Source organism: Clostridium sp. UBA871, from assembly GCF_002295255.1.
GTDB classification, from domain to species: domain Bacteria; phylum Bacillota; class Clostridia; order Clostridiales; family Clostridiaceae; genus Clostridium_J; species Clostridium_J sulfidigenes.
This window is the reverse complement of sequence record NZ_DBFV01000007.1, coordinates 316,124-335,881: the sequence shown is the minus strand read 5'-3', so window position 1 is coordinate 335,881 and position 19,758 is coordinate 316,124. Positions and strand designations below refer to the sequence as shown.

Sequence of the window (19,758 nt, the reverse complement as noted above, 5' to 3'; positions counted from 1 at the left end):
ATTTATTATAATCGCACATGTGACTATTAAGCACTAAAATATTTTAGGGGGATAATTAGATGTCAAATTTTAACTTGTTCACAAAAAAGACACTCGGGATACTTGATATCATTCGCATTCCTATTCATTACTGTCCCTTTTATTCTATTTCAATTGCAGTTGTTAGTTTTTTCAGTGGTGTAGTTCCAACACTTTCATTGCTAGCTGTTTCATACTTCATCAATTCTTCAATCAGATTTTTTACAGAAGGTTCAGGGGCAGCTCATATAAAGTTATCTGTATTGGCAATTGTTTTATGTTCACTGTATTCGAGTTTGTCTCCTTTATTATTAGAGTATCTTAATACTAAGCTTGAAAATATTTTAAGAGAGAATTTTTTTATTTCTTTAATAGGAAGGGTTGCATCACTTAAATATGAATATTTTGAGGATGACCAGAGTTTAGACTTAATATCTAGGGTTTCTAGACAACCTGAGACTCAATGTGTTAAGTCTTATGGACAGGTTTTGGGAGCATTTAGTCTAATACTTAAGATTCTAGGAATTATGGGTGTGCTTCTATTTAAGGTTGCGTGGGCGGCATTAGCAATTGCATTTATAGCAATACCAACATTCCGTATTGCGATAAGAGGCGGTAAGGAAAATTATGAAGCGAATCGAGAGTCTGAAAAACATATAAGAAAAGCTGGGTACCTATCAGAAATTTTGATAGGAAGAAATGCTGCTAAAGAAAGAACTCTTTTTAACTACTCAAAGAAGATTAATGATTCGTGGCATAAGCAATACGAAGTTGCTAGGAATCTCAAGTTTAAAGCCAGTTTAAAATGGTTAAAGGAGTCTGAAATTGGTGGAATTTTAACTTCCTTACTGATAGCGGTTATTATCTTAATTCTTGTGTTTCCGCTGAAAAGAGGTTTATTGTCTATAGGACTATTTATTTCTATTGTTAATAGTACGATATCGCTAATTCCAGATTTGGCTTGGCAATTGCCGGAGTATACTGAAGCAATAGCTCAATCCAAAGAATACTTAGAAGATTTTACGAGTCTATTGTCATTAAAGTATAAGAATGAGTACTTATGCGTTTCATCAGAGAATAGAGTTTTAGTGAATCGCATAGAATTTAGGAATGTAACATTTCGATATCCAGGAACTAAACGCGATGTTTTAAAGAACCTTAACCTTGTTATTGAAAGCGGAAAGCATTATGCTCTTGTTGGAGCTAATGGTTCAGGAAAGACAACAATCACTAAATTACTAACAGGATTGTATGAGGAATTTGAAGGAGATATTCTTATTAACAATATTTCAATCAAGATGTACAGCCAGGAGGAATTAAAATCCATGTTTGCTGTGGTATATCAAGATTTTGCAAAATACGAGATTTCTTTGAAGGATAATATTACATTAGGAAATGTGAATGGTTATAGCACTCAACGTTTTCAAGAATCAATTGAAGAAAGTGGATTAATTGAGTTAGTACAAGAACTACCTAGAGGCATTGATAGCTATATTGGAAGAATTATAAAAGATAGTCTTGATTTATCAGGAGGACAGTGGCAACGAATTGCAATGGCAAGAACACTGGTAAGTAATGCATCGTTGAGAATTTTAGATGAACCAACGGCAGCACTAGATCCAGTAAGTGAGAGTCGGCTTTACGAGAACTTTGAAAAAATTAATCATGGGAAGACAACACTTCTCATTAGTCATAGATTAGCTTCAACGAAACTTGCAGACGTTATATATGTGATTGAAGACGGAGCTGTAAGCGAGCATGGTAATTTTAATGAACTAATGACGAAAAATGGTTCTTATGCAGAAATGTTTCATAGTCAGAGGAGGTGGTATGAGAATGAAAACTAATAAAAAATCTTCCTTCCTTACAATTGTTCAGGCCTTTCGGAAAGTAGTTGGTGCCTGTCCAATGTACTTCCTATTTATTTGCATTATTGACTTGCTATTGGGTTTAACACTTGCCCTTAATACTGTAGCACTTGACCGCTTTTTTAACGTTATTGGTAAATATATTACTGGTGAAGCAATGTTAGCAAGAATAATTGGTTCTTTTATATTACTTCTTCTTTGCATTTTAGCGAACCCAGTATTGAATGGAATAAGTACAGTTTTTGGTTTGGATTATGAGCGTAAAGTTACAGGAAAACTTGAAAAATTGTTTAATCAGAAATGTGCCATGCAGAAAACAGCTTGTTTTGAGGACACTTCTTTTTTAGATGATATCAATAAGGCTCATGAAGGTGTAAAAAATAGTGTATCACTTATAACAGGAATTGTGGATACTACACTTATCTACATACCATACTTTATGATTATAGGTATTTACCTTTATAGGTTAAAACCAAATTTAGTTATAATTATCTTTCTATTTTCTCTCCCTGTTATGCTTTCTCAAATGTTTAAAAGTAGATTATATGCTCGACTTGAAGATAAGGCTGCACCGTTACGTAGAGAGTGCGAGCATTATGAGGAATGCATCATTGGAAAAGAAAAGTTGAAAGAAACAAGATTACTAGGAGCATATAATTTCTTTATTAAGAGATATAAGAATAAATTAGAAACACTGAATGACGAAATTATTAATACTCAAGTTAAATCAATAAGAATTGAGCTGTTATTTAAAATTTCGGCATTATTGGGACATATACTTACACTTTTATTGCTTATTAAGTATCTTTTTGACGGTTCTATTTCAGTAGGAAATTTTGGTGCTGTTTTAGCTTCAACTGGAATGATTATGAGTATGCTAGAACAGATGATTTGCTACATAATAGGAAACGCAATGAAACGGATTGGTACTGTTGATAACTATCTTAAATTTATGAATATAAAAGAACAAGAAGAAAAGAAAATCAACTATGAAAAAGCTCCACAAATTGAGTTTAAGGATGTTTCCTTTAGCTATCCAGGAAGTAAGCTAGAGGCTATCTCAAATGTGTCTATTAAATTTGAGAGTGGCGAAATCGTAGCAATTGTAGGAGAAAATGGTGCTGGGAAAAGCACATTAACAAATCTAATTTCAGGAATTTACTTACCCAATAAAGGTGGCGTATATTTTAATGATCAAGATACAAAATCATTAGACCATAAAAGCTTGATGAAAAATATATCTAGTATATTCCAAAATTTCCAACGATATAAGATGACATTACAGGATAATATTATTATAAGTGATACATCAACCACTGTGATAAATCAATGTGTTGAGAACTCATTAAAAGAAGCTGATTTAAATGTGAATTCCAAAGTATTTCCACAAGGTATGAATACAATGCTTTCACGAGATTTTGATGGGGTGGACCTTTCAGGAGGGTATTGGCAAAGAGTAGCCATCGCAAGAGGTTTTTATAAGCAGCATAATATGATTCTTCTTGATGAACCTACTGCTGCCATTGATCCAATAGAAGAATCTAAGTTATATATGAAATTTATCGAGTTCTCAAGAGGAAAAACATCTTTCATTGTTACGCACCGACTGGCTCTAACTAAGATGGCAGATAAAATAGTTGTTATGGACAAAGGTAAAGTTGTTCAGATAGGAACTCACAAAGAATTAATTAGTATAAATGGAAAGTATCAAGAATTGTATAATTCCCAAAGTAAGTGGTATGTAGAAAGCTAATCGTAATTAATAGCAATATCACAAGTGTTTTATTGCTTAGATGAAACTGGTATAGAATTCTCCCTTTGATTTTATTTTAGGATATATCCAACAAAGGAGAAAACTTGCCATTTCAATAGATAAAGATGTAACAATAATGTAGGTTATAGGGTATGCAACTTGCTACATCAAAAAGAAAGGAGGGAACAAGATGAAAATCATTAAAGTTAAGAGTAACGTTGTTAAGAAGCCAGTTATAATGCCAAGCTCATGTGGGGTACACAAACAGCAAGTTTCAACAAAGTAAAGTTGTAGCTATGTTAACAAGGAAACACATTTAGAACCTTGAGAAATCAGGGTTCTTTTTAATTGCAAAAAGTTATAAGTTTCCAAAGACATAGTAAGGAAACAATGAAAGTGATATAATAAAGCGAATGAGTATGACTTTTGAAGAAGAATACGTGAAAAAGTATAACAAGAAGAATTAAGATTGAATCTTTAAGAAGATAAATTAGAGGAGGATACATAATGAAAATTTCAAAAGAAGATGCGTTGATGTGGTTTGAGTTTTTTGCCATGCTACCAGAGGATGAGGAGCTTATGACAAAACAACAGGAAATCATATACGCTACCTTTGCACAAATAGAGGAGTCAATTGATCATAGGAATAATATCTTAATGTCAGAAATTAAAGACTTAAAAACTCTTGGGAATAGAACTTATTTCGTGGGAAATGAAAGAAAGTTTGCAATGGGATGCCGTTCTTGTCTTATGGGAACTGGCTTAAGTGCAATTAGAAAAACAAACAAATGTAACATAGAGTGTAAATTCTGCTATAACTATGGAGAATTAGAGGATCAGCCTCCTATAGGTGAAGGTATGTGGGAAATCGGAGGTACAAAGTTTTATGAGAAGGATATAGATTTACTTCTTTCCATCCATAAGAAGCCTACTGGGGTATGCTATGTTTATTTAGAGCCTTTTATGGAAATTGAAAAGTACTATCCTGTTATAAAGAAGTTTAGTGAGGCAGGGGTTCATCAACATTTATATACCAATGGTACTTTAGCTACAGAAGAAACCTTGAAGGCTTTAGCAGAAGCTGGCCTTGATGAGATAAGATTCAACCTAGGGGCAACTAGTTGTGCAGATAAAGTTATAAAAAATATTGGACTTGCTAAAAAATATATTAAAAATGTAGGTATTGAAACTCCAATGACTCCTGAGTTTTTTGAAGGATTTTTTGAGAAAAAAGAAGCAATTTTAGACACAAATCTGGATTTTATAAATTGTGCAGAGCTACATTTAAATGAGAATAACATACACAATTATGAAGGCGAAAACATGTATATTTCCAGACATGGTTATATATCTCCAACTTGGAGCAGAGAATTAACTCTTAAATTCATGAAAATAGCTGAAGAGGAAAACTGGGATTTAGCAGTTCATGATTGCTCAAATCATACAAAATTTGCGAGAAATTTAAACTTGAGTAGCAAAGAAGGTAAGTGGTTCGGAGCTAGTAGCTATGGCTGTGAGTTTTCAAGGATACCATACGAAGTATTTCTACCAATACTGAAGGATGATAACTTCAAATTTTTATGTGAAGAAGAACTGCCTGAGGGCTATAAAGTAGGAGAGCTGTTTTTTTAATTAGATGAATGGAATTTATTAAAATTATATCAATGGTTTCAAGCCCTAGAGTGTAATTATGCACACTCTAGGGCTTTTGTGGGTGGAAATATATTTATAACATTGGTTGATGGTATTCAGTTTTCAATGGTATGGAAAGATTATTATCGACAGTGAAATTTTTCAAATAAAAAATAAATTGACTTAAATAGACTACTGTGCTAAAGTGATTTTGTAAATTATAAATTACAAAATAGTTTAATATTTAAGTTTTCTAGGGTTCCGCAGTTTATAACTGGCAGGTCCGAGAGAAAACGCACAGTTAATTGTGTACACGGAAGGATAAAAGCCTGGGAGATATTTTAATAATATCACTTATGGCTTTTTTATTTTTATTTCTTTTAAATAAGTCATGAGATATTATTATACTAATCTAACTACTAATTAAAGGAGGATTTCTAATGAAAAAGTTTGTCATTGAAAATGAATTTTGGAGCCTATTTCCAAGTGTAAAAATCGGAGTAATTGTTTGTTATGGTATAGATAATACTATAAAGGATAAAGAGGCATATAAAAAAATGATTTTAAATTCAGAGAAGGAAGCCTTAAAGTATTTGCAGAACGAAGAATTTAGCAGTAACGAAGTTATAAAAGTATGGAGAGAGGCATTTAAAAAGTTTAAAACAAAGAAGGGTGCAAGGTCATCTATTGAGGCGTTACTAAAGAGAGTGCATAATGGAAATCAATTAGGAACTATTAATCCACTTGTTGATATTTATAACTCTGTTTCATTAAGATATGCACTTCCTTGTGGTGGTGAGGATATAGATACATTTGTTGGGGATATAAGATTAACTAAGGCTGTTGGAAATGAAAGTTTTGTAGTATTAGGAACGGATAAAAGTGAACCACCATATGAAGGTGAAATAGTATATAAAGATAATGAGGGAGCAATTTGTAGGTGCTGGAATTGGCGTGAGTCAGTAAGAACCATGCTTACTGAAAATACAAAGAATGCTTTTTTGTGTATTGAATTAATTGATGAAAAAAGAACAGAAGAGTTCGAAAATGCTTTAAAAGATTTAGAGAAAACAGTACAAGATAATTTAGGAGGAACATGTAAGGTCTCAATTCTTGATATTAACAATAAAGAAGTAACAATACTTTAATTTGAGGAGGATAAGTTAATGAGTGGTTTCAGTTATAAAGATATTTATAGCGAAGATGGAAAAAGAGTATTGGAAGTGAACATACTTCCAGAAAAACATTGTAACTTTGATTGTATATTTTGTCCTATTGGAAGATCGCAAAACAAGGTAGACACCCAGAAGTCTTTTGATGAAATGGATAGTTCATTAAAAGAACTGGAAAGCATGATAGAAAAAACTAAAGCTGAGTTAGTTTTTATTAATTCAAAAGGAGAAGCTTTAGTGAATGAAAATATTATTGATATAATTAATATTATTAAAGGTAAAGGGTTGCCAGTGAAGCTATTATCAAACGGTTATATTCTAAACTTGCCAGAATTTAAAGAGATTGCAAATATGTGCGAGGAAGTTATTGGTGAGATAAAGGTTGCTTCAAATGAAGATTTCCAAAAAATCCAAAGGCCAATTGAAGGATATACCTTTGAGAATCATATTTCAAATATGAAAGCTTTTAGAGAGCAGTATAAAGGTGAATTTATATTAGAAGTAACTATTCTAAAGGGCTATAACGATGATGAAGAATCCATACAGAAACTAAAAAGTGTTATTAAAGAAATATCTCCTAACAAGGTAATTATTGAAAGATTAGAAGATGAAAAATTTAAGAAAAAACTTGGTATACCTGATGAAAGATTTGAGGAAATTTCAAATTCATTACTAAATATTTAGTAATGCTCAGATTTAATATAAATAATAAATATTTTAAGAGAATCCTAAATGTAAAAAGGATTCTCTTAATTTTTAATAAGTATTAAAAATCAGTAAGAATATTATGGATTAAGTTGTGTCATTAATTCTTAAAATATGTACATTTATAGTAAATAATGGTATTATATTATGAAGCGTTGTACATATAAAGTTACTAATTCATACGAAAAAGGAGTAAATATAATGAGCGATGGATGGAATATAATAAAGAACAATAATGATATTGAGATTTATTAAATGGATATTGTGGCTTTCATGATTCTTGTATCTGTAAAGTTGACTATATAAGTGGTGCAAGCGTTAATGAAGAAAGAACAATGACAGGTTGTAGTGCTGAAACTTCAAAATTGAAGGTTAATTTTCAAAGCCAAATGGTATTGAAAACTCTTCAGTTACAGTTTATTGGTTTGCGTCGTATGAATTTAATAGGATATGAAAAAAACTATTTTAGTGATATTACATCATGTTATTTATCTATGCATGAGGGATATATACTTTGGGCTAATAATGATTGGTTTGATCCAGAAGCTCCTTGTGAAAATAAACTTTTAAATGAACCTATGGATACATTTATTGTAGCAGATAAGTTGCAATGGAGATTTATAGATGACAACAAAAAAGGTTAGAAGAGTAGGTAAAAGAAAGAGTATGGGGTGGAAATGTTTTTTCTGATTCGGAATTGCGAAACTTAAAGTATCCACCTTTGAAAGATTTTTAGAAAACTTTTTATATAAAAGGAGGAAAAAATGTTTTTTAATAATATAGAAACAGATAGATTATTTCTTAAAAACATATCCAGTGATGACAGAGATTTTATATTTAGCGAATTTTCAGATGATGTAGTTAATAGATACCTATTTGATGCTGAGCCATTAACTGATGTTGAAGGTGCAGATGAAATTATTAATTTTTATACACAGCAGGAACCACGATTACAGAATCGTTGGATTATAATAAGAAAATCAGATGGGATTAAAATGGGTACATGTGGGTTTCATTGTTGGAATCACACAGAGTATAAAGTGGAAATTGGTTATGATCTTAAAGAAGAATTTTGGGGAAATGGGTATATGCAAGAAGCAATTAAAGAAATTATTACATTCGCCATAAGAAATATGAATATAAAAGAAATAAGTGCATGCATTTATATTGACAATAAAAGGTCAATTAGTCTTGTTGAAAATCTTGGATTTGTTTTATCTGGTTCAACATATGAATTATTTAGAGATAAAAAATATTTGCATAATATATATTCCCTTTATCTAACCAATTTAACATAATCTATCTACGGCGTAATGGTGTTGACCAAGCTTTAAAAATTAATCTTCCAGACAAAACATAACAAAAAAAGTCGGGAATAACTGCTTGAAAAGCAATATGATATAAATGTAGACAGGAGTGATGAGTATGGGATGGATTGAATGTATTGGTGAAGCTATTAGTTACATCGAGGAAAATATCACCGAGGAACTTACAATAGAGGAAATTGCAACACAGGCTTTGGTGTCACCTTTTTATTTCCAAAAAGGATTTGCAATGCTTTGTGGTTTTACGGTTGGAGAGTATATTAGACAACGTAGGCTTACTCTTGCCGGCAGTGAGCTTGTATCTACTGATGAGAAAATTATTGATATTGCAGTGAAATATGGCTATAACTCACCAGATAGTTTCACAAAAGCCTTCACTCGTTTCCATGGTGTCACACCTACTGCAGTTCGAAAAGACGGAGCAATGATTAAATCTTTTGGGACCTTAAAAATCAAATTTTCATTGGAAGGCGGTTATATTATGGATTACAAAATTGTTGAAAAAGATTCATTTACAGTTATGGGAGTATCAAAGGTATTTAAATATGATAGTGCAACTAGAGAAATTCCACAGTTTTGGACAGAGCATTATCAAACAGGAAAGGGTAAAGTTGTGTGCGGAATGTACGGTGTATGCATTGATGAGAGTATGGGTTCAGATGAATTTGAATACTTGATTGCCGATAATTATATTCCATCCACATTAACTCCAGAGGGGTTTATTACAAAGATTATTCCTAAGCACACTTGGGCTGTTTTTGCCTGCAAGGGTGCAATGCCAAAATCATTGCAAGATGTAAACCAAAAAATCTTCTCAGAATGGCTACCTAACTGTAAAGATTATGAAATTGCAGCTGGTTATAACATTGAAATGTATACAAATATAGCTGATTATCCAAAGGGTAATCAGGATGAAAATTATTACAGCGAAATTTGGATTCCTATTAAGAAAAAATAAATAAAAGATAAAAAACCAATACTTAGTGTTATTAAGTATTGGTTTTTTATGTAATTAGCAAATATTAATGTGATATACTAAAAGAACACATATAATATAAATATTAAGCATATCTTTAAAGAAATATTTTTTCAAGAATATTGACAAACTTATTGCCAAATTAAAAGATTATATAATATAAAGGAGAAGATAAGAAATGTTTAGTTATAAAATATTAGATAAAACAAGTATTGAAACACTTCATAAAACGTTTTCAGATGCATTTTCTGATTATCAGGTTAAGATGGATTTACCTATCTGGAAGTTTAAGCAAATGCTTCAAAGAAGGGGTTATGTCTCCGAAATGTCCATAGGTGCATTTAAAAGTGAAATGTTAGTTGGATTCGTTTTAAATGGATTTAGAAATTGGAATGGAAAATCAACAGTATATGATCTTGGGACAGGCGTTACAGTTGAATATAGAAGACAAGGTATCACAAGCAATATGCTTTTAAATATCAAAAAAGAGCTTAAAGAAAAGCAAGTAGAGCAATACTTACTTGAAGTAATTAAATTTAATACATCTGCGGTTGAACTATATAAAAAACAAGGCTTCGAGATTCAAAGAGAGTTCCAATGTTTTCATCTAGATAAAAATAAATATAATCCAATAACAACCTATATGGTTGAAAATGTTGACAAAATTAACTTAAGACAATTAACAGGATTTTGGGATTTTGAGCCATCTTGGCAGAATTCTATTGATTCTATAAGCTCTATACCAGAAGCATTTCAATATTCTATTGTGCGTTTTGATAACAACATTGTTGGCTATGGCATTATTGATAAAAAAACAGGGGATATTCCCCAAATAGCAGTGAATAAGGATTATAGGGGTAAAGGAATTGCAAGAAGTATAATTACAGATATGATAAAAAATACAGAATCACATAAAATCAGCGTTCTTAACGTAGATGATCAATCTGAATCTACTAAAAACTTTTTACTCCAATTAGGTTTTGAATATAGTGTTAGTCAGTATGAAATGCTTTTGAAGATATGATTTAAATGATTAAGAAACAATTTTATAGATGAAGGGATAATAAGACAGGGATATTTTTGGAAGGATAGAGGGGTTGGAGATTTGGTGTTATATTCTATTTTAAAAGCTGAATATATGGATGGATAGTATATTCTGAGTATGATTTCCAAAACTAATATATAATGTTTACAAATATTTTAATTAAGTGTATAATTTTCATATGTAACAGTGTAATTTTGAAAGGTGGAGTGCCATTCGGTCAAATTAGTACTATGTAATCAAAAAGTATAATTTGACACGGAGAAGTAAGATAGAATCATTTATTAAAATAGAGTGGTAAAACTGTTTGATGTGACAGTTTATTTGGTGAACCATTTTATTAGTATATGATTTTATTTTACTCTCTAGGCAATTGAACTATCTTTTTATGATAGAAGTCGTAGAGTAAAATCTACGGCTTTTTATTTTATTTAAATTATACTGTTACATTTATATTTTATATGACAAAATTAGTTTAAGAAGGAGATATAATTATGAAAAGACCATATGTGAACTTAAAAAGTGAAAATAAAATTAATGATTTTATGTTAGAATTACAAAATAGTATAAAAAAGCTTAAATCTTTAGAAGGAGTAATTGGAATAACCTTAAATGGAGGGATGTCTCGAGGTTATGTAGATTATCTATCTGAAATTGACATAGTTATTTATTTAGATAAAGAAAATTATGAACTATGGAATAATGGAAAATCACCTATACCAATTGGGATTACAATGGCTCAAAAATATCTTTACGATATAAAGATATTAAATTTGGAGGAAGAAAAACAGAAATCGTGGGATAGTATTGCTTTATGGGATTTATCTTACGCAAAAATTTTATATGATCCCAATGGAGAAATAAAAAAATTTGTAAGAGATAAACTTATAAATAAACCAGAACCATTACAAGCAGAAGGATTACTTTTTGATTGTTGGTGGTATTTTAGATTAGCAGGTGATATATGGATTCATAGGGGGGATAAAGTGCAAGGTCATTATATGATGAATAATGCTGTCACTAAGTTAGTAGAAGCTCTATTTATAGTAAATGGTGAATACATTCCACATGAAAAATGGATTATTAATTTTAGTAGAACTCTTTCTTGGACACCAACACAATGGGAAACAAGAATTCTTAAAGTAATGAGTACAGGAGATTTATCATTAGAAAGTTTAATTAATAGGCAAAGTGTCATTGAAAAGTTATGGGAAGAAATAGATTTATATATTGTTAAAAAAGAGTGTCCACATTTTAAGCTTAGAGTTATGCAAAAAAGCTTTTATGACTTACTTAAACTGCTATTTGAAAATGATTTTGTAACAGTTGAGGAATGGAGTGAAAATGCCAGTTTATCCTTTTTATCAGGAGAACCTTTTTTTAGTTTTGTAACTATTAAAAATGGAAAAATAATTGTTGATAAAGAAAAAGCTTTTTCAATAAAACCCGAGGATTTATATTATTGGCATTATGAAATTTTAGAAAAAGTATTATTAGAAATATAAGGTTTGTTAATAAGTGGTATATTAGTAGAGTGATTAAGAGAAGAAAAATGCTCTTTTTTATTCGCAATGAAGGTCAAGAAATAGAATTCTTTATGATATATACTTTAGATATTGGAGGTGGAAGAATGAGTGAGGCTGAAACTATTATGGCGGTACAACGTATGCAAGAGTACATTGATGTTAATATTTTAAGAAAGATTACGTTAAAAGAACTAGCTGTTGTGGCAGGATATTCACCATGGCATGCTGCAAAACTATTCAAAGAAGTTACTGGTAAGGCACCATTTGACTATATTCGTGCATTAAGGCTTACTAAAGCTGCGTTAATACTACGTGATAGTAATGAAAAGATTATAGATGTAGCGATGGATTTTGTCTTTGACTCACACGAGGGATTTACAAGAGCATTTTCAAAGGAATTTGGGATGCCGCCAAGAAAATATAGTCAATGTACACCACCAATAAAACTATTTATGCCTCAGAAAGTTTTCGATACCTACCGAGCACTTCATAAAGGAGGAAAAAAGATGAGTGATAACAATAATACCAAATCTGTATTTGTACAGGTTATTCAGCGTCCTTCACGAAAAGTTTTGTTAAGGCGAGGAAAAAAAGCAACGGGTTATTTTGAATATTGTGAGGAGGTAGGGTGTGATGTATGGTCAGTACTAACAAGTGTAAAAGAAGCCATATATGAACCAATTGGAATGTGGCTTCCAAAACATCTTATTAAAGAAGGAACATCACAATATGTGCAAGGTGTAGAAGTTCCCATTGACTACACAAATGATATTCCTAGTGGATATGAACTTATAGAATTGCCACCTTGCAAATTAATGATTTTTCAAGGTGAATCCTATAATGATGATTTTATGGATGCAATCTATGAAGTGTGGAATCATATTGAAAAATTTGACCCTACTGTTTACGGATATCAGTGGGCACCAGAAACTGCACCAAGATTTCAGCTTGCACCAATGGGATACAGAGGATATATTGAAGCACGTCCTATTAAATCAATAAATTAAATACTGGATACAAAAACTTTTTTAAAGGCACTAAGATAATAAAATCTTAGTGCTTTCTTTGTATGCATATTTGTTTATGGATATGGAAAAACAATCTACAGACATTCAGAAAATATGTGATGTGATATAATAGAATAAAGTTTAAAAGTTACTATATATGGAATATATAGTATGAGAAATATTATACTGTGAAAAATATTTAGATATTGATCAAAGGAGAATTAAGTATGAAATATAACAAGTATTGGGAATTCGAAGGTGAAATTACAACTCTTTATAACCAGAAAAAATACAGAGAAGCCTTAAATTTATTAGAATATGCATCAGAATATCTTCCTAAACAGGAATTTGATAAGTATTTATTTGAAATAATGATTTTAAAAGCTGAATTTTATTCTCATGAGGAAATGTATGAAGAGTCTATTAATGTGATATCATATCTTCTTAATGAAGGATGGGCATGTGATAAGGAGATTTTTGATGAAGTTCATTTAAAAGCAGATATCAGGTATGTTGATCTTAAGAATAAAAATGATTCATTATTAGCAAAGGCTAGAGAAAAGGCTAGATTTAAATATGCTGTCCATCTACCGATTAATTACATTGAAGGAAAGAGGTATCCATTATTTATTACATTACATGGTGATCCTGGAAACATAGGTGAATTTAGTGAATACTGGAAGCCTGATGAATTTTTAAAGAAAGGTTTTATTGTTGTATATGTTCAATCTTCACAATTATATCGTCATAATGGTTTCAGTTGGACAATGAATCCACTTATTTCAAGAAATGATATCAAAGAATGTTATAATTTAATATTACAAGAATATTCCATTGATGAGGAGTGGGTAATAATTGGAGGATTCTCAGGGGGAGCAATAACAGCCTTAGACATTACATTTGCTAATGTGATTCCTATAAAAGGGTTTATTGCAATAGGTCCAGATTTTACAGAATCATTTACCAAGGTGAATGTTAAGCTTGCAGCTGAAAGAGGGGTTAGGGGCATATTTATGGAAGGAGAAATTATAATGCCATTGGAAGAGCAAGAAGAAATGATTAAAGTATTTGAAGAAGTTGATCTTCCCTATGAATTCTATGTAAATAAAGGTATAGGACATGCTATTCCACAAGATTTATCCGATAAATTAAATAAGGCATTAAGTTTTATATGTAATTGTTAATATTAAGTGTGCTACTTATTGTACTATAATCCTTTTGGTATTAGCACTATATACAAGCAATATTGTTAACCTTATAAAAATTATTTTAACTATACCACTTCTGTAATAAAAAACAATTTAAAAATCTAACTTTCATTAGGATGAAATCATAGTGATAGTAGTGCATAGCTGATAATAAAATATTATAATAAAGTAAAAGATAAATATGACTAGTTCTCTATATAAATATTTACATAGGGAAATAGGTTTATAGAAAACTATTTTTATAGTTAACTAGGGATATATTTAACTATAAAACTATATAACTAGTTAACTAGTTGTTCTGTTCATGTGGGTTTGAGGGCTTTTGTTAATTTTATGGATATAATAAATAGGCAGGGTTATAGTTAAAAATTAAATGGTTATAAAGGTTATGATAGACAAAAGAAAAAATACAAATATTATAGTGTTATGATAAGGGTGATTATGATGGTTTATTTAAGTGTTTTTACATTTCCAAATGATGATATAGAATTTGATTTTTTACTAGAGGAAAAAAGAACGTGCTACGACTCATTTTATCCATTTAAGATATTATCAAAACATAGTTTTGAAAGAATTGATTTTGAACCAGTTACGATTTTATATGGTGGAAATGGTTCGGGAAAATCAACGGCATTAAATGTGATAGCAGAAAAAATAGGGATTAATCGAGATTCTATCTATAATAAATCTAATTTCTATCCTGACTATGTCAATATGTGTGAGATGGAACTTGAAGATGACATCCCTAAAAATAGCAGAATTATAACAAGTGATGATGTATTTGATTATATGTTGAATATCCGAAACCTTAACGAAGGAATTGATCAAAAACGGGAAAAACTTTTTGAAGAATACTTAGATGCAAAATATTCTCATTTCCAAATGAAGTCTATAGAAGAATATGAGCAACTAAAGAAAGTAAATATTGCTAGAAGTAAAACTCAGTCAAAGTTTGTGAGAAATGAAGTTATGGATAATGTAAGGGAGTATTCAAATGGAGAAAGTGCATTTCGGTATTTTATTGAAAAAATTTCAGAAAATGGATTATACATATTGGATGAGCCTGAAAACAGCCTTTCTCCCAAACGTCAGATGGAATTAATGAAATTTATCGAGGACTCTGCACGGTTTTTAGGATGTCAATTTATTATATCAACACATTCACCTTTTCTCCTTGCTATGGGTGGAGCAAAAATATATGATCTTGATGAAAATCCAGTTGATGTGAAAAAGTGGACGGAATTAGAAAATGTGCGTACATATTACGAATTTTTCAAAAGATATGAAAAGGAGTTTTGACGATGTAGGAGAGTAGATAGATGATTAGTATTCTATAGCCAATTTAATAAAAGGAAGGATTTCATAGTAAAAATCAGGGTGATTACGAAAATTTATGGTAGACAGAAGAAAGAAAAGTTAGTGATGTCTAATAACTAATAGGAATTACTTTTCAATTCTAGAGCAGGATAATAAAAAAATATCCCGCAATAAAAAGCAGGATAAATTCTATTGGAAAATCATATTTGGTTTTTATGGCAACTAGACAAAATAAGTTTATCTTTTGCTCTATTTATGATATTTTCCTGTACACTCTACCATATCAAGCTCAATCACAGCTGTACCCTTAATCATTTTATCAGGAAGCTCTTTTCCAGCAAACTGTGGAGTGTACTTTTCAACTAGCTTATTCAACACTTCATGTTTATAATCCAAGTCCTCAAGCAGTGAAGCGTTTCCAACAATTACAACGCTATTGTACTCTGCCTCGGTGTCACAGGCATTCTCGATATTGTCAGTCAAGAGACCAAACAATTCATCAACCTCAAAGCATACTTTGGGGTTTCTATTTATATTATCGATTTTTTGTCCCTTTGGTAGACCATGCATATAAATTTTGTTATTGTAATAAATAAAGTGCATGGCAACCACATATGGATAACCATCCTCATTGATAGTAGCGAATCGTCCGGTATCCGCACGATGAAGGAGCTCATCAATCTGCTCCAACGTTAACTGAAACTTCTTCATTCTATATTGCATAACTTAATTATCCTCCTAATCATGTAAACTTGATTTCTATTCAAGATATATATGTACTTGATATAGAATTAAACATATTATAGCATGGAAGTGAACCTATTAAAAGTTACACTTATATGATATAATATAGGATACACTTTGGTATAAGGATGGTTATAATTATATGATTTATATTCAAGAAAATTCAAATGATCCAATGTATCTTCAAATTTATAATCAGGTCAAAAAAGATATTGAACAAGGAAATATTGCACATGGAGAACGGCTTCCAGGTATTCGTACACTAGCCAAAACATTAGGTATTGCACGCAATACTGTCAGTCAGGCTTATACCCAGCTTGCAGTGGAGGGATATATTCAAGCAAGACATGGGTCAGGTTTTTTTGTTCTAGATACTTCAAGTGAATTTACGGAGAGAAATTATGTGCCGCAGAGTATAAATGCCTTATCTATCAAAAAATCAGAACTGAAGAAACCTGTAATTCTATATGATTTTCAGTACGGTACACTTCCTTATGAGCAATTTCCTTTCAAGTTATGGCGAAAATACACCTCTCAAATTCTCCTATCATCGCAAAAAGAAGTAGTTAATCATTATCCAGATAAGCAGGGTGATCTATTATTAAGAGAAGAAATCGGAAAACACCTGTACAAATCAAGAGGTATGGTTTGTAGTAAGGAACAAATTATCATCGGTTGTGGGCTACAATATTCCTTAAATATTTTGTGCACTCTTCTGCGTAAAGAAAATAACACTATTGCAATGGAGGAACCAGGATATAATGGAGCAAGGGATGTATTTATAAACAACAATTATAATGTACATGCAATCCCAGCTAGTAAAGATGGACTTATCCTTTCATCAATTTGCTGCTCTAACGCATGTGCTGCTTATGTAACACCTTCCCATCAATTTCCTTATGGAACTGTAATGTCAATTGTGCAGCGTAAGGAGCTCCTTAATTGGGCAAATGTTAACAATGCTTACATCATTGAAGATGATTATGACAGCGAACTCAGATATGATGTCAATCCAGTGCCAGCACTACACTCTTTAGATGCCGAAGATCGTACTATTTATATTGGAACTTTTTCAAAGTCTCTTTCCCCTTCTCTGAGGGTGAACTATATGGTGTTGCCAGTACGCCTCCTAAAGAGGTATCATAGTTTATTCTGTTCTCATAGTTCTCCTGTATCATGGTTAACGCAACGTGTTTTAGCTGCATATATGAGAGAGGGAAATTATGAGCGTCATATTCGAAAAATGTGCATTACCTACAAAAGGTGTCATGATATATTTTTACAGGAAGCGACGAAAATGTTTGGAAAAAAAGTAATATTACATGGTCGTGGAGCAGGGGTGCATTTCGTTTTGGAGTTTCCGGGTGGTGAAGAACAAGATTGGCTTATTAAACAGGCAGAAAAAGTCGGAGTCAAAGTATATTCTATGATTCCATTTTGGAATGACAGGAATGAATATCCCCGAAACATTATATTTGTAGGATACAGCTTACTGAGTGAACAACAGATACGAGAAGGTATCGCATTGCTACACTCTGCATGGTTCAATACATTAACATAATGAAAATTCAATGGTGAAACTTCGGAAGACATGGTAGGTAAATAAATGTATACTAAATATATAATATGGCAAGGATGTTATCCATAAACAAATAGAAAAAGAAATTGAGGATTTTTTTGATAAAAGATGGATAAAAATGCTTTTGATTAATTATATTGACATAATAATAAACCAATGCTATCCTTATAAAGAATTTAAAAATATAATATAGTATCTTATCAAGAGAGGCAGAGGGACTGGCCCTATGAAGCCCGGCAACCAAAGGTAGTTATTTTAAACTTTATGGTGCTAAATCCAGCAGGATTAACCTGGAAGATAAGAATTGGAAGAACATAACTTCTTGCATTATCTTTTAGGTAAGGCAAGAAGTTTTTTATTTTCAGATGCCTAAGATCACTAAGTCTTATACAAAAAAATTAAAACATTAATTAACTAAGGAGGAAAAAATGAAAGATAACTTGAAAAAGGGCAGTGCTATTGCTTTGTTACCATTATTTATTTTTATAGCAGTTTTTATGGGGATATCATTAGTTACAAAGGACTTTTATGCTATGCCTGTAACTGTACCATTTTTATTAGCAGCATTAGTAGCATTATTTATGAATAGAAAAGTATCACTAGATAAAAAGTTAGATGTATTCTGCAAGGGAGCAGGAGAACCAAACATCATTTTAATGTGTCTGATATTTATATTGGCAGGGGCTTTTGCAGAGGTTGCTAAAACTATGGGAGCTGTAGAATCTACTGTTAATTTAGGGCTTACATTTTTACCAAGTAACATACTAGTAGCTGGAGTTTTTATAATTGCATGTTTTATAGCAATATCTATAGGTACATCCATGGGAACAATAGTAGCATTAGTTCCTATAGCTACTGGAATTGCGGCTAAGACAGGTATACCTATAGCTTTAGTGGTTGGAGCTGTTGTTGGTGGAGCAATGTTTGGGGACAACCTTTCTATGATTTCTGATACAACTATAGCAGCCACCAGGACTCAAGGCTGTGAGATGAGAGATAAATTTAGAATGAATTTTACAGTTGTATTGCCAGCAGCAATAATAACAACTTTAATATTCACTTTTATAACATTGGGGCAAGATTCTAAGGTAGTAGGGGATTATTCATATAGTTTAGTTAAAGTTTTACCTTATGTAGGAGTATTACTTGCTGCACTTTTAGGGGTTAATGTGTTATTAGTGCTAGTTGGAGGAATCTTATTTGCAGGAAGCATAGGAATATTTACGGGAGCCTTTGATATAATAGGTCTATTGCAGGCCATAGGCAAAGGAATTGGGGGAATGTCTGAGCTTGTAATAATTTCAATGATAATTGGTGGAATGGTTGAAATTATAAAATTCAATGGAGGGATTGAGTTTATACTAGGATTTATTACAAAAAGAGTTAACAGTAAAATAGGAGCTGAATTTGGAATTGCCACATTAGTAAGTTTAGTTGATATATGTACAGCTAATAACACTATAGCTATAGTTACTGTAGGGCCTATAGCTAAAGATATATCCAATCAATATGATATTGAACCTAAAAGAGTAGCGGGTATATTAGATATGTTTTCTTGTGTGTCCCAAGGAATTATTCCTTATGGTGCACAACTTTTATCAGCATCAGCATTAGCTAAATTGTCACCATTTATCATAATGAAATATCTTTATTATCCATATTTAATGGGGATAAGTGCCCTTATAGCAATTGTATTTGTACCTTATTTAAAATTAAAAATCAAAGAGAAGCTATAAGAATATTCACTTGAAATCATATTTTATTATAAATACTTAGCAAAACAGGAACAGTTTTCTTTAAAGGTTGTTGTTATAATAAAATTAACTTATTAGAACGGGGCAGTTAGAGGTGACATTGAATTATAGGCAAGAATCGAAAATATTATT

Annotated in this window: 16 protein-coding genes and 2 riboswitches; of the genes, 15 read left to right on the top strand and 1 reads right to left on the bottom strand. The window is 31.3% G+C overall.

Going from position 1 to position 19,758, the window contains the following annotated elements; all coding sequences use genetic code 11:
- The first annotated feature begins 59 nt into the window (after positions 1-59).
- From B3086_RS12260 to B3086_RS12200, 13 genes are all read left to right on the top strand, one after another.
- Positions 60-1,865 carry an ABC transporter ATP-binding protein gene (locus B3086_RS12260; protein WP_346893475.1) on the top strand — a complete coding sequence of 602 codons (1,806 nt, stop codon included), beginning with the start codon at positions 60-62 and terminating at the stop codon, positions 1,863-1,865.
- On the top strand, positions 1,849-3,639 hold the full coding sequence (locus B3086_RS12255) for an ABC transporter ATP-binding protein (RefSeq protein ID WP_346893473.1): 1,791 nt from the start codon (positions 1,849-1,851) through the stop codon (positions 3,637-3,639). Before B3086_RS12260 ends, B3086_RS12255 begins: the two co-directional genes overlap by 17 nt.
- A 507-nt stretch (positions 3,640-4,146) precedes the next feature.
- A complete protein-coding gene (locus B3086_RS12250) occupies positions 4,147-5,271 on the top strand; it encodes a radical SAM protein (RefSeq protein ID WP_346846381.1) in 1,125 nt (374 codons plus the stop codon).
- Between the two features lie 242 nt (positions 5,272-5,513).
- Positions 5,514-5,609: riboswitch (guanidine-I (ykkC/yxkD leader) on the top strand.
- Positions 5,610-5,711: 102 nt separating this feature from the next.
- Positions 5,712-6,419: a B3/4 domain-containing protein gene (locus tag B3086_RS12245; RefSeq protein ID WP_312654261.1), complete on the top strand. Its 708-nt coding sequence runs from the start codon at positions 5,712-5,714 to the stop codon at positions 6,417-6,419.
- An 18-nt stretch (positions 6,420-6,437) separates the two neighbouring features.
- On the top strand, positions 6,438-7,127 hold the full coding sequence (locus tag B3086_RS12240) for a radical SAM protein (protein ID WP_346893471.1): 690 nt from the start codon (positions 6,438-6,440) through the stop codon (positions 7,125-7,127).
- 356 nt (positions 7,128-7,483) lie between these two features.
- The gene (locus B3086_RS12235; protein WP_312654259.1) at positions 7,484-7,792 is read left to right on the top strand and encodes a hypothetical protein; all 309 of its coding nucleotides are present in this window, start codon (positions 7,484-7,486) and stop codon (positions 7,790-7,792) included.
- A gap of 120 nt (positions 7,793-7,912) precedes the next feature.
- Positions 7,913-8,446, top strand: a complete 534-nt coding sequence (locus B3086_RS12230) for a GNAT family N-acetyltransferase (RefSeq protein WP_312654257.1) — start codon at positions 7,913-7,915, stop codon at positions 8,444-8,446.
- Between the two features lie 127 nt (positions 8,447-8,573).
- The gene (locus tag B3086_RS12225) at positions 8,574-9,431 is read left to right on the top strand and encodes an AraC family transcriptional regulator (RefSeq protein ID WP_346846383.1); all 858 of its coding nucleotides are present in this window, start codon (positions 8,574-8,576) and stop codon (positions 9,429-9,431) included.
- Between the two features lie 196 nt (positions 9,432-9,627).
- On the top strand, positions 9,628-10,473 hold the full coding sequence (locus B3086_RS12220; RefSeq protein WP_346893469.1) for a GNAT family N-acetyltransferase: 846 nt from the start codon (positions 9,628-9,630) through the stop codon (positions 10,471-10,473).
- A gap of 512 nt (positions 10,474-10,985) precedes the next feature.
- Positions 10,986-11,996, top strand: a complete 1,011-nt coding sequence (locus tag B3086_RS12215; RefSeq protein ID WP_346893467.1) for a DUF4037 domain-containing protein — start codon at positions 10,986-10,988, stop codon at positions 11,994-11,996.
- 125 nt (positions 11,997-12,121) lie between these two features.
- Entirely contained in the window at positions 12,122-13,024 is a 903-nt protein-coding gene (locus tag B3086_RS12210) for a helix-turn-helix transcriptional regulator (RefSeq protein ID WP_312654245.1), read from the top strand.
- A gap of 227 nt (positions 13,025-13,251) precedes the next feature.
- Positions 13,252-14,208, top strand: a complete 957-nt coding sequence (locus B3086_RS12205; protein ID WP_312654243.1) for a hypothetical protein — start codon at positions 13,252-13,254, stop codon at positions 14,206-14,208.
- 468 nt (positions 14,209-14,676) lie between these two features.
- Positions 14,677-15,531: an AAA family ATPase gene (locus B3086_RS12200; protein ID WP_312654276.1), complete on the top strand. Its 855-nt coding sequence runs from the start codon at positions 14,677-14,679 to the stop codon at positions 15,529-15,531.
- A gap of 267 nt (positions 15,532-15,798) precedes the next feature.
- On the opposite strand, the gene B3086_RS12195 is transcribed toward B3086_RS12200, so the two are convergent.
- A complete protein-coding gene (locus B3086_RS12195; protein ID WP_346846385.1) occupies positions 15,799-16,272 on the bottom strand; it encodes a pyridoxamine 5'-phosphate oxidase family protein in 474 nt (157 codons plus the stop codon).
- Positions 16,273-16,435: 163 nt separating this feature from the next.
- On the opposite strand from B3086_RS12195, the gene B3086_RS12190 reads away from it, so the two are divergent.
- On the top strand, positions 16,436-17,854 hold the full coding sequence (locus B3086_RS12190) for a PLP-dependent aminotransferase family protein (RefSeq protein ID WP_346893465.1): 1,419 nt from the start codon (positions 16,436-16,438) through the stop codon (positions 17,852-17,854).
- A 212-nt stretch (positions 17,855-18,066) separates the two neighbouring features.
- Positions 18,067-18,176: riboswitch (SAM riboswitch) on the top strand.
- 124 nt (positions 18,177-18,300) lie between these two features.
- Entirely contained in the window at positions 18,301-19,608 is a 1,308-nt protein-coding gene (locus tag B3086_RS12185) for a Na+/H+ antiporter NhaC family protein (RefSeq protein ID WP_346846387.1), read from the top strand.
- The last annotated feature ends 150 nt before the right edge of the window (positions 19,609-19,758 follow it).

Coding starts and splice junctions, on each gene's coding strand:
- B3086_RS12205 (WP_312654243.1), top strand. CDS start 13,252: ATGAAATATAACAAGTATTGGGAATTCGAAGGTGAAATTACAACTCTT.
- B3086_RS12210 (WP_312654245.1), top strand. CDS start 12,122: ATGAGTGAGGCTGAAACTATTATGGCGGTACAACGTATGCAAGAGTAC.
- B3086_RS12245 (WP_312654261.1), top strand. CDS start 5,712: ATGAAAAAGTTTGTCATTGAAAATGAATTTTGGAGCCTATTTCCAAGT.
- B3086_RS12200 (WP_312654276.1), top strand. CDS start 14,677: ATGGTTTATTTAAGTGTTTTTACATTTCCAAATGATGATATAGAATTT.
- B3086_RS12260 (WP_346893475.1), top strand. CDS start 60: ATGTCAAATTTTAACTTGTTCACAAAAAAGACACTCGGGATACTTGAT.
- B3086_RS12215 (WP_346893467.1), top strand. CDS start 10,986: ATGAAAAGACCATATGTGAACTTAAAAAGTGAAAATAAAATTAATGAT.
- B3086_RS12250 (WP_346846381.1), top strand. CDS start 4,147: ATGAAAATTTCAAAAGAAGATGCGTTGATGTGGTTTGAGTTTTTTGCC.
- B3086_RS12230 (WP_312654257.1), top strand. CDS start 7,913: ATGTTTTTTAATAATATAGAAACAGATAGATTATTTCTTAAAAACATA.
- B3086_RS12185 (WP_346846387.1), top strand. CDS start 18,301: ATGAAAGATAACTTGAAAAAGGGCAGTGCTATTGCTTTGTTACCATTA.
- B3086_RS12220 (WP_346893469.1), top strand. CDS start 9,628: ATGTTTAGTTATAAAATATTAGATAAAACAAGTATTGAAACACTTCAT.
- B3086_RS12255 (WP_346893473.1), top strand. CDS start 1,849: ATGAGAATGAAAACTAATAAAAAATCTTCCTTCCTTACAATTGTTCAG.
- B3086_RS12235 (WP_312654259.1), top strand. CDS start 7,484: ATGACAGGTTGTAGTGCTGAAACTTCAAAATTGAAGGTTAATTTTCAA.
- B3086_RS12195 (WP_346846385.1), bottom strand. CDS start 16,272: ATGCAATATAGAATGAAGAAGTTTCAGTTAACGTTGGAGCAGATTGAT.
- B3086_RS12190 (WP_346893465.1), top strand. CDS start 16,436: ATGATTTATATTCAAGAAAATTCAAATGATCCAATGTATCTTCAAATT.
- B3086_RS12240 (WP_346893471.1), top strand. CDS start 6,438: ATGAGTGGTTTCAGTTATAAAGATATTTATAGCGAAGATGGAAAAAGA.
- B3086_RS12225 (WP_346846383.1), top strand. CDS start 8,574: ATGGGATGGATTGAATGTATTGGTGAAGCTATTAGTTACATCGAGGAA.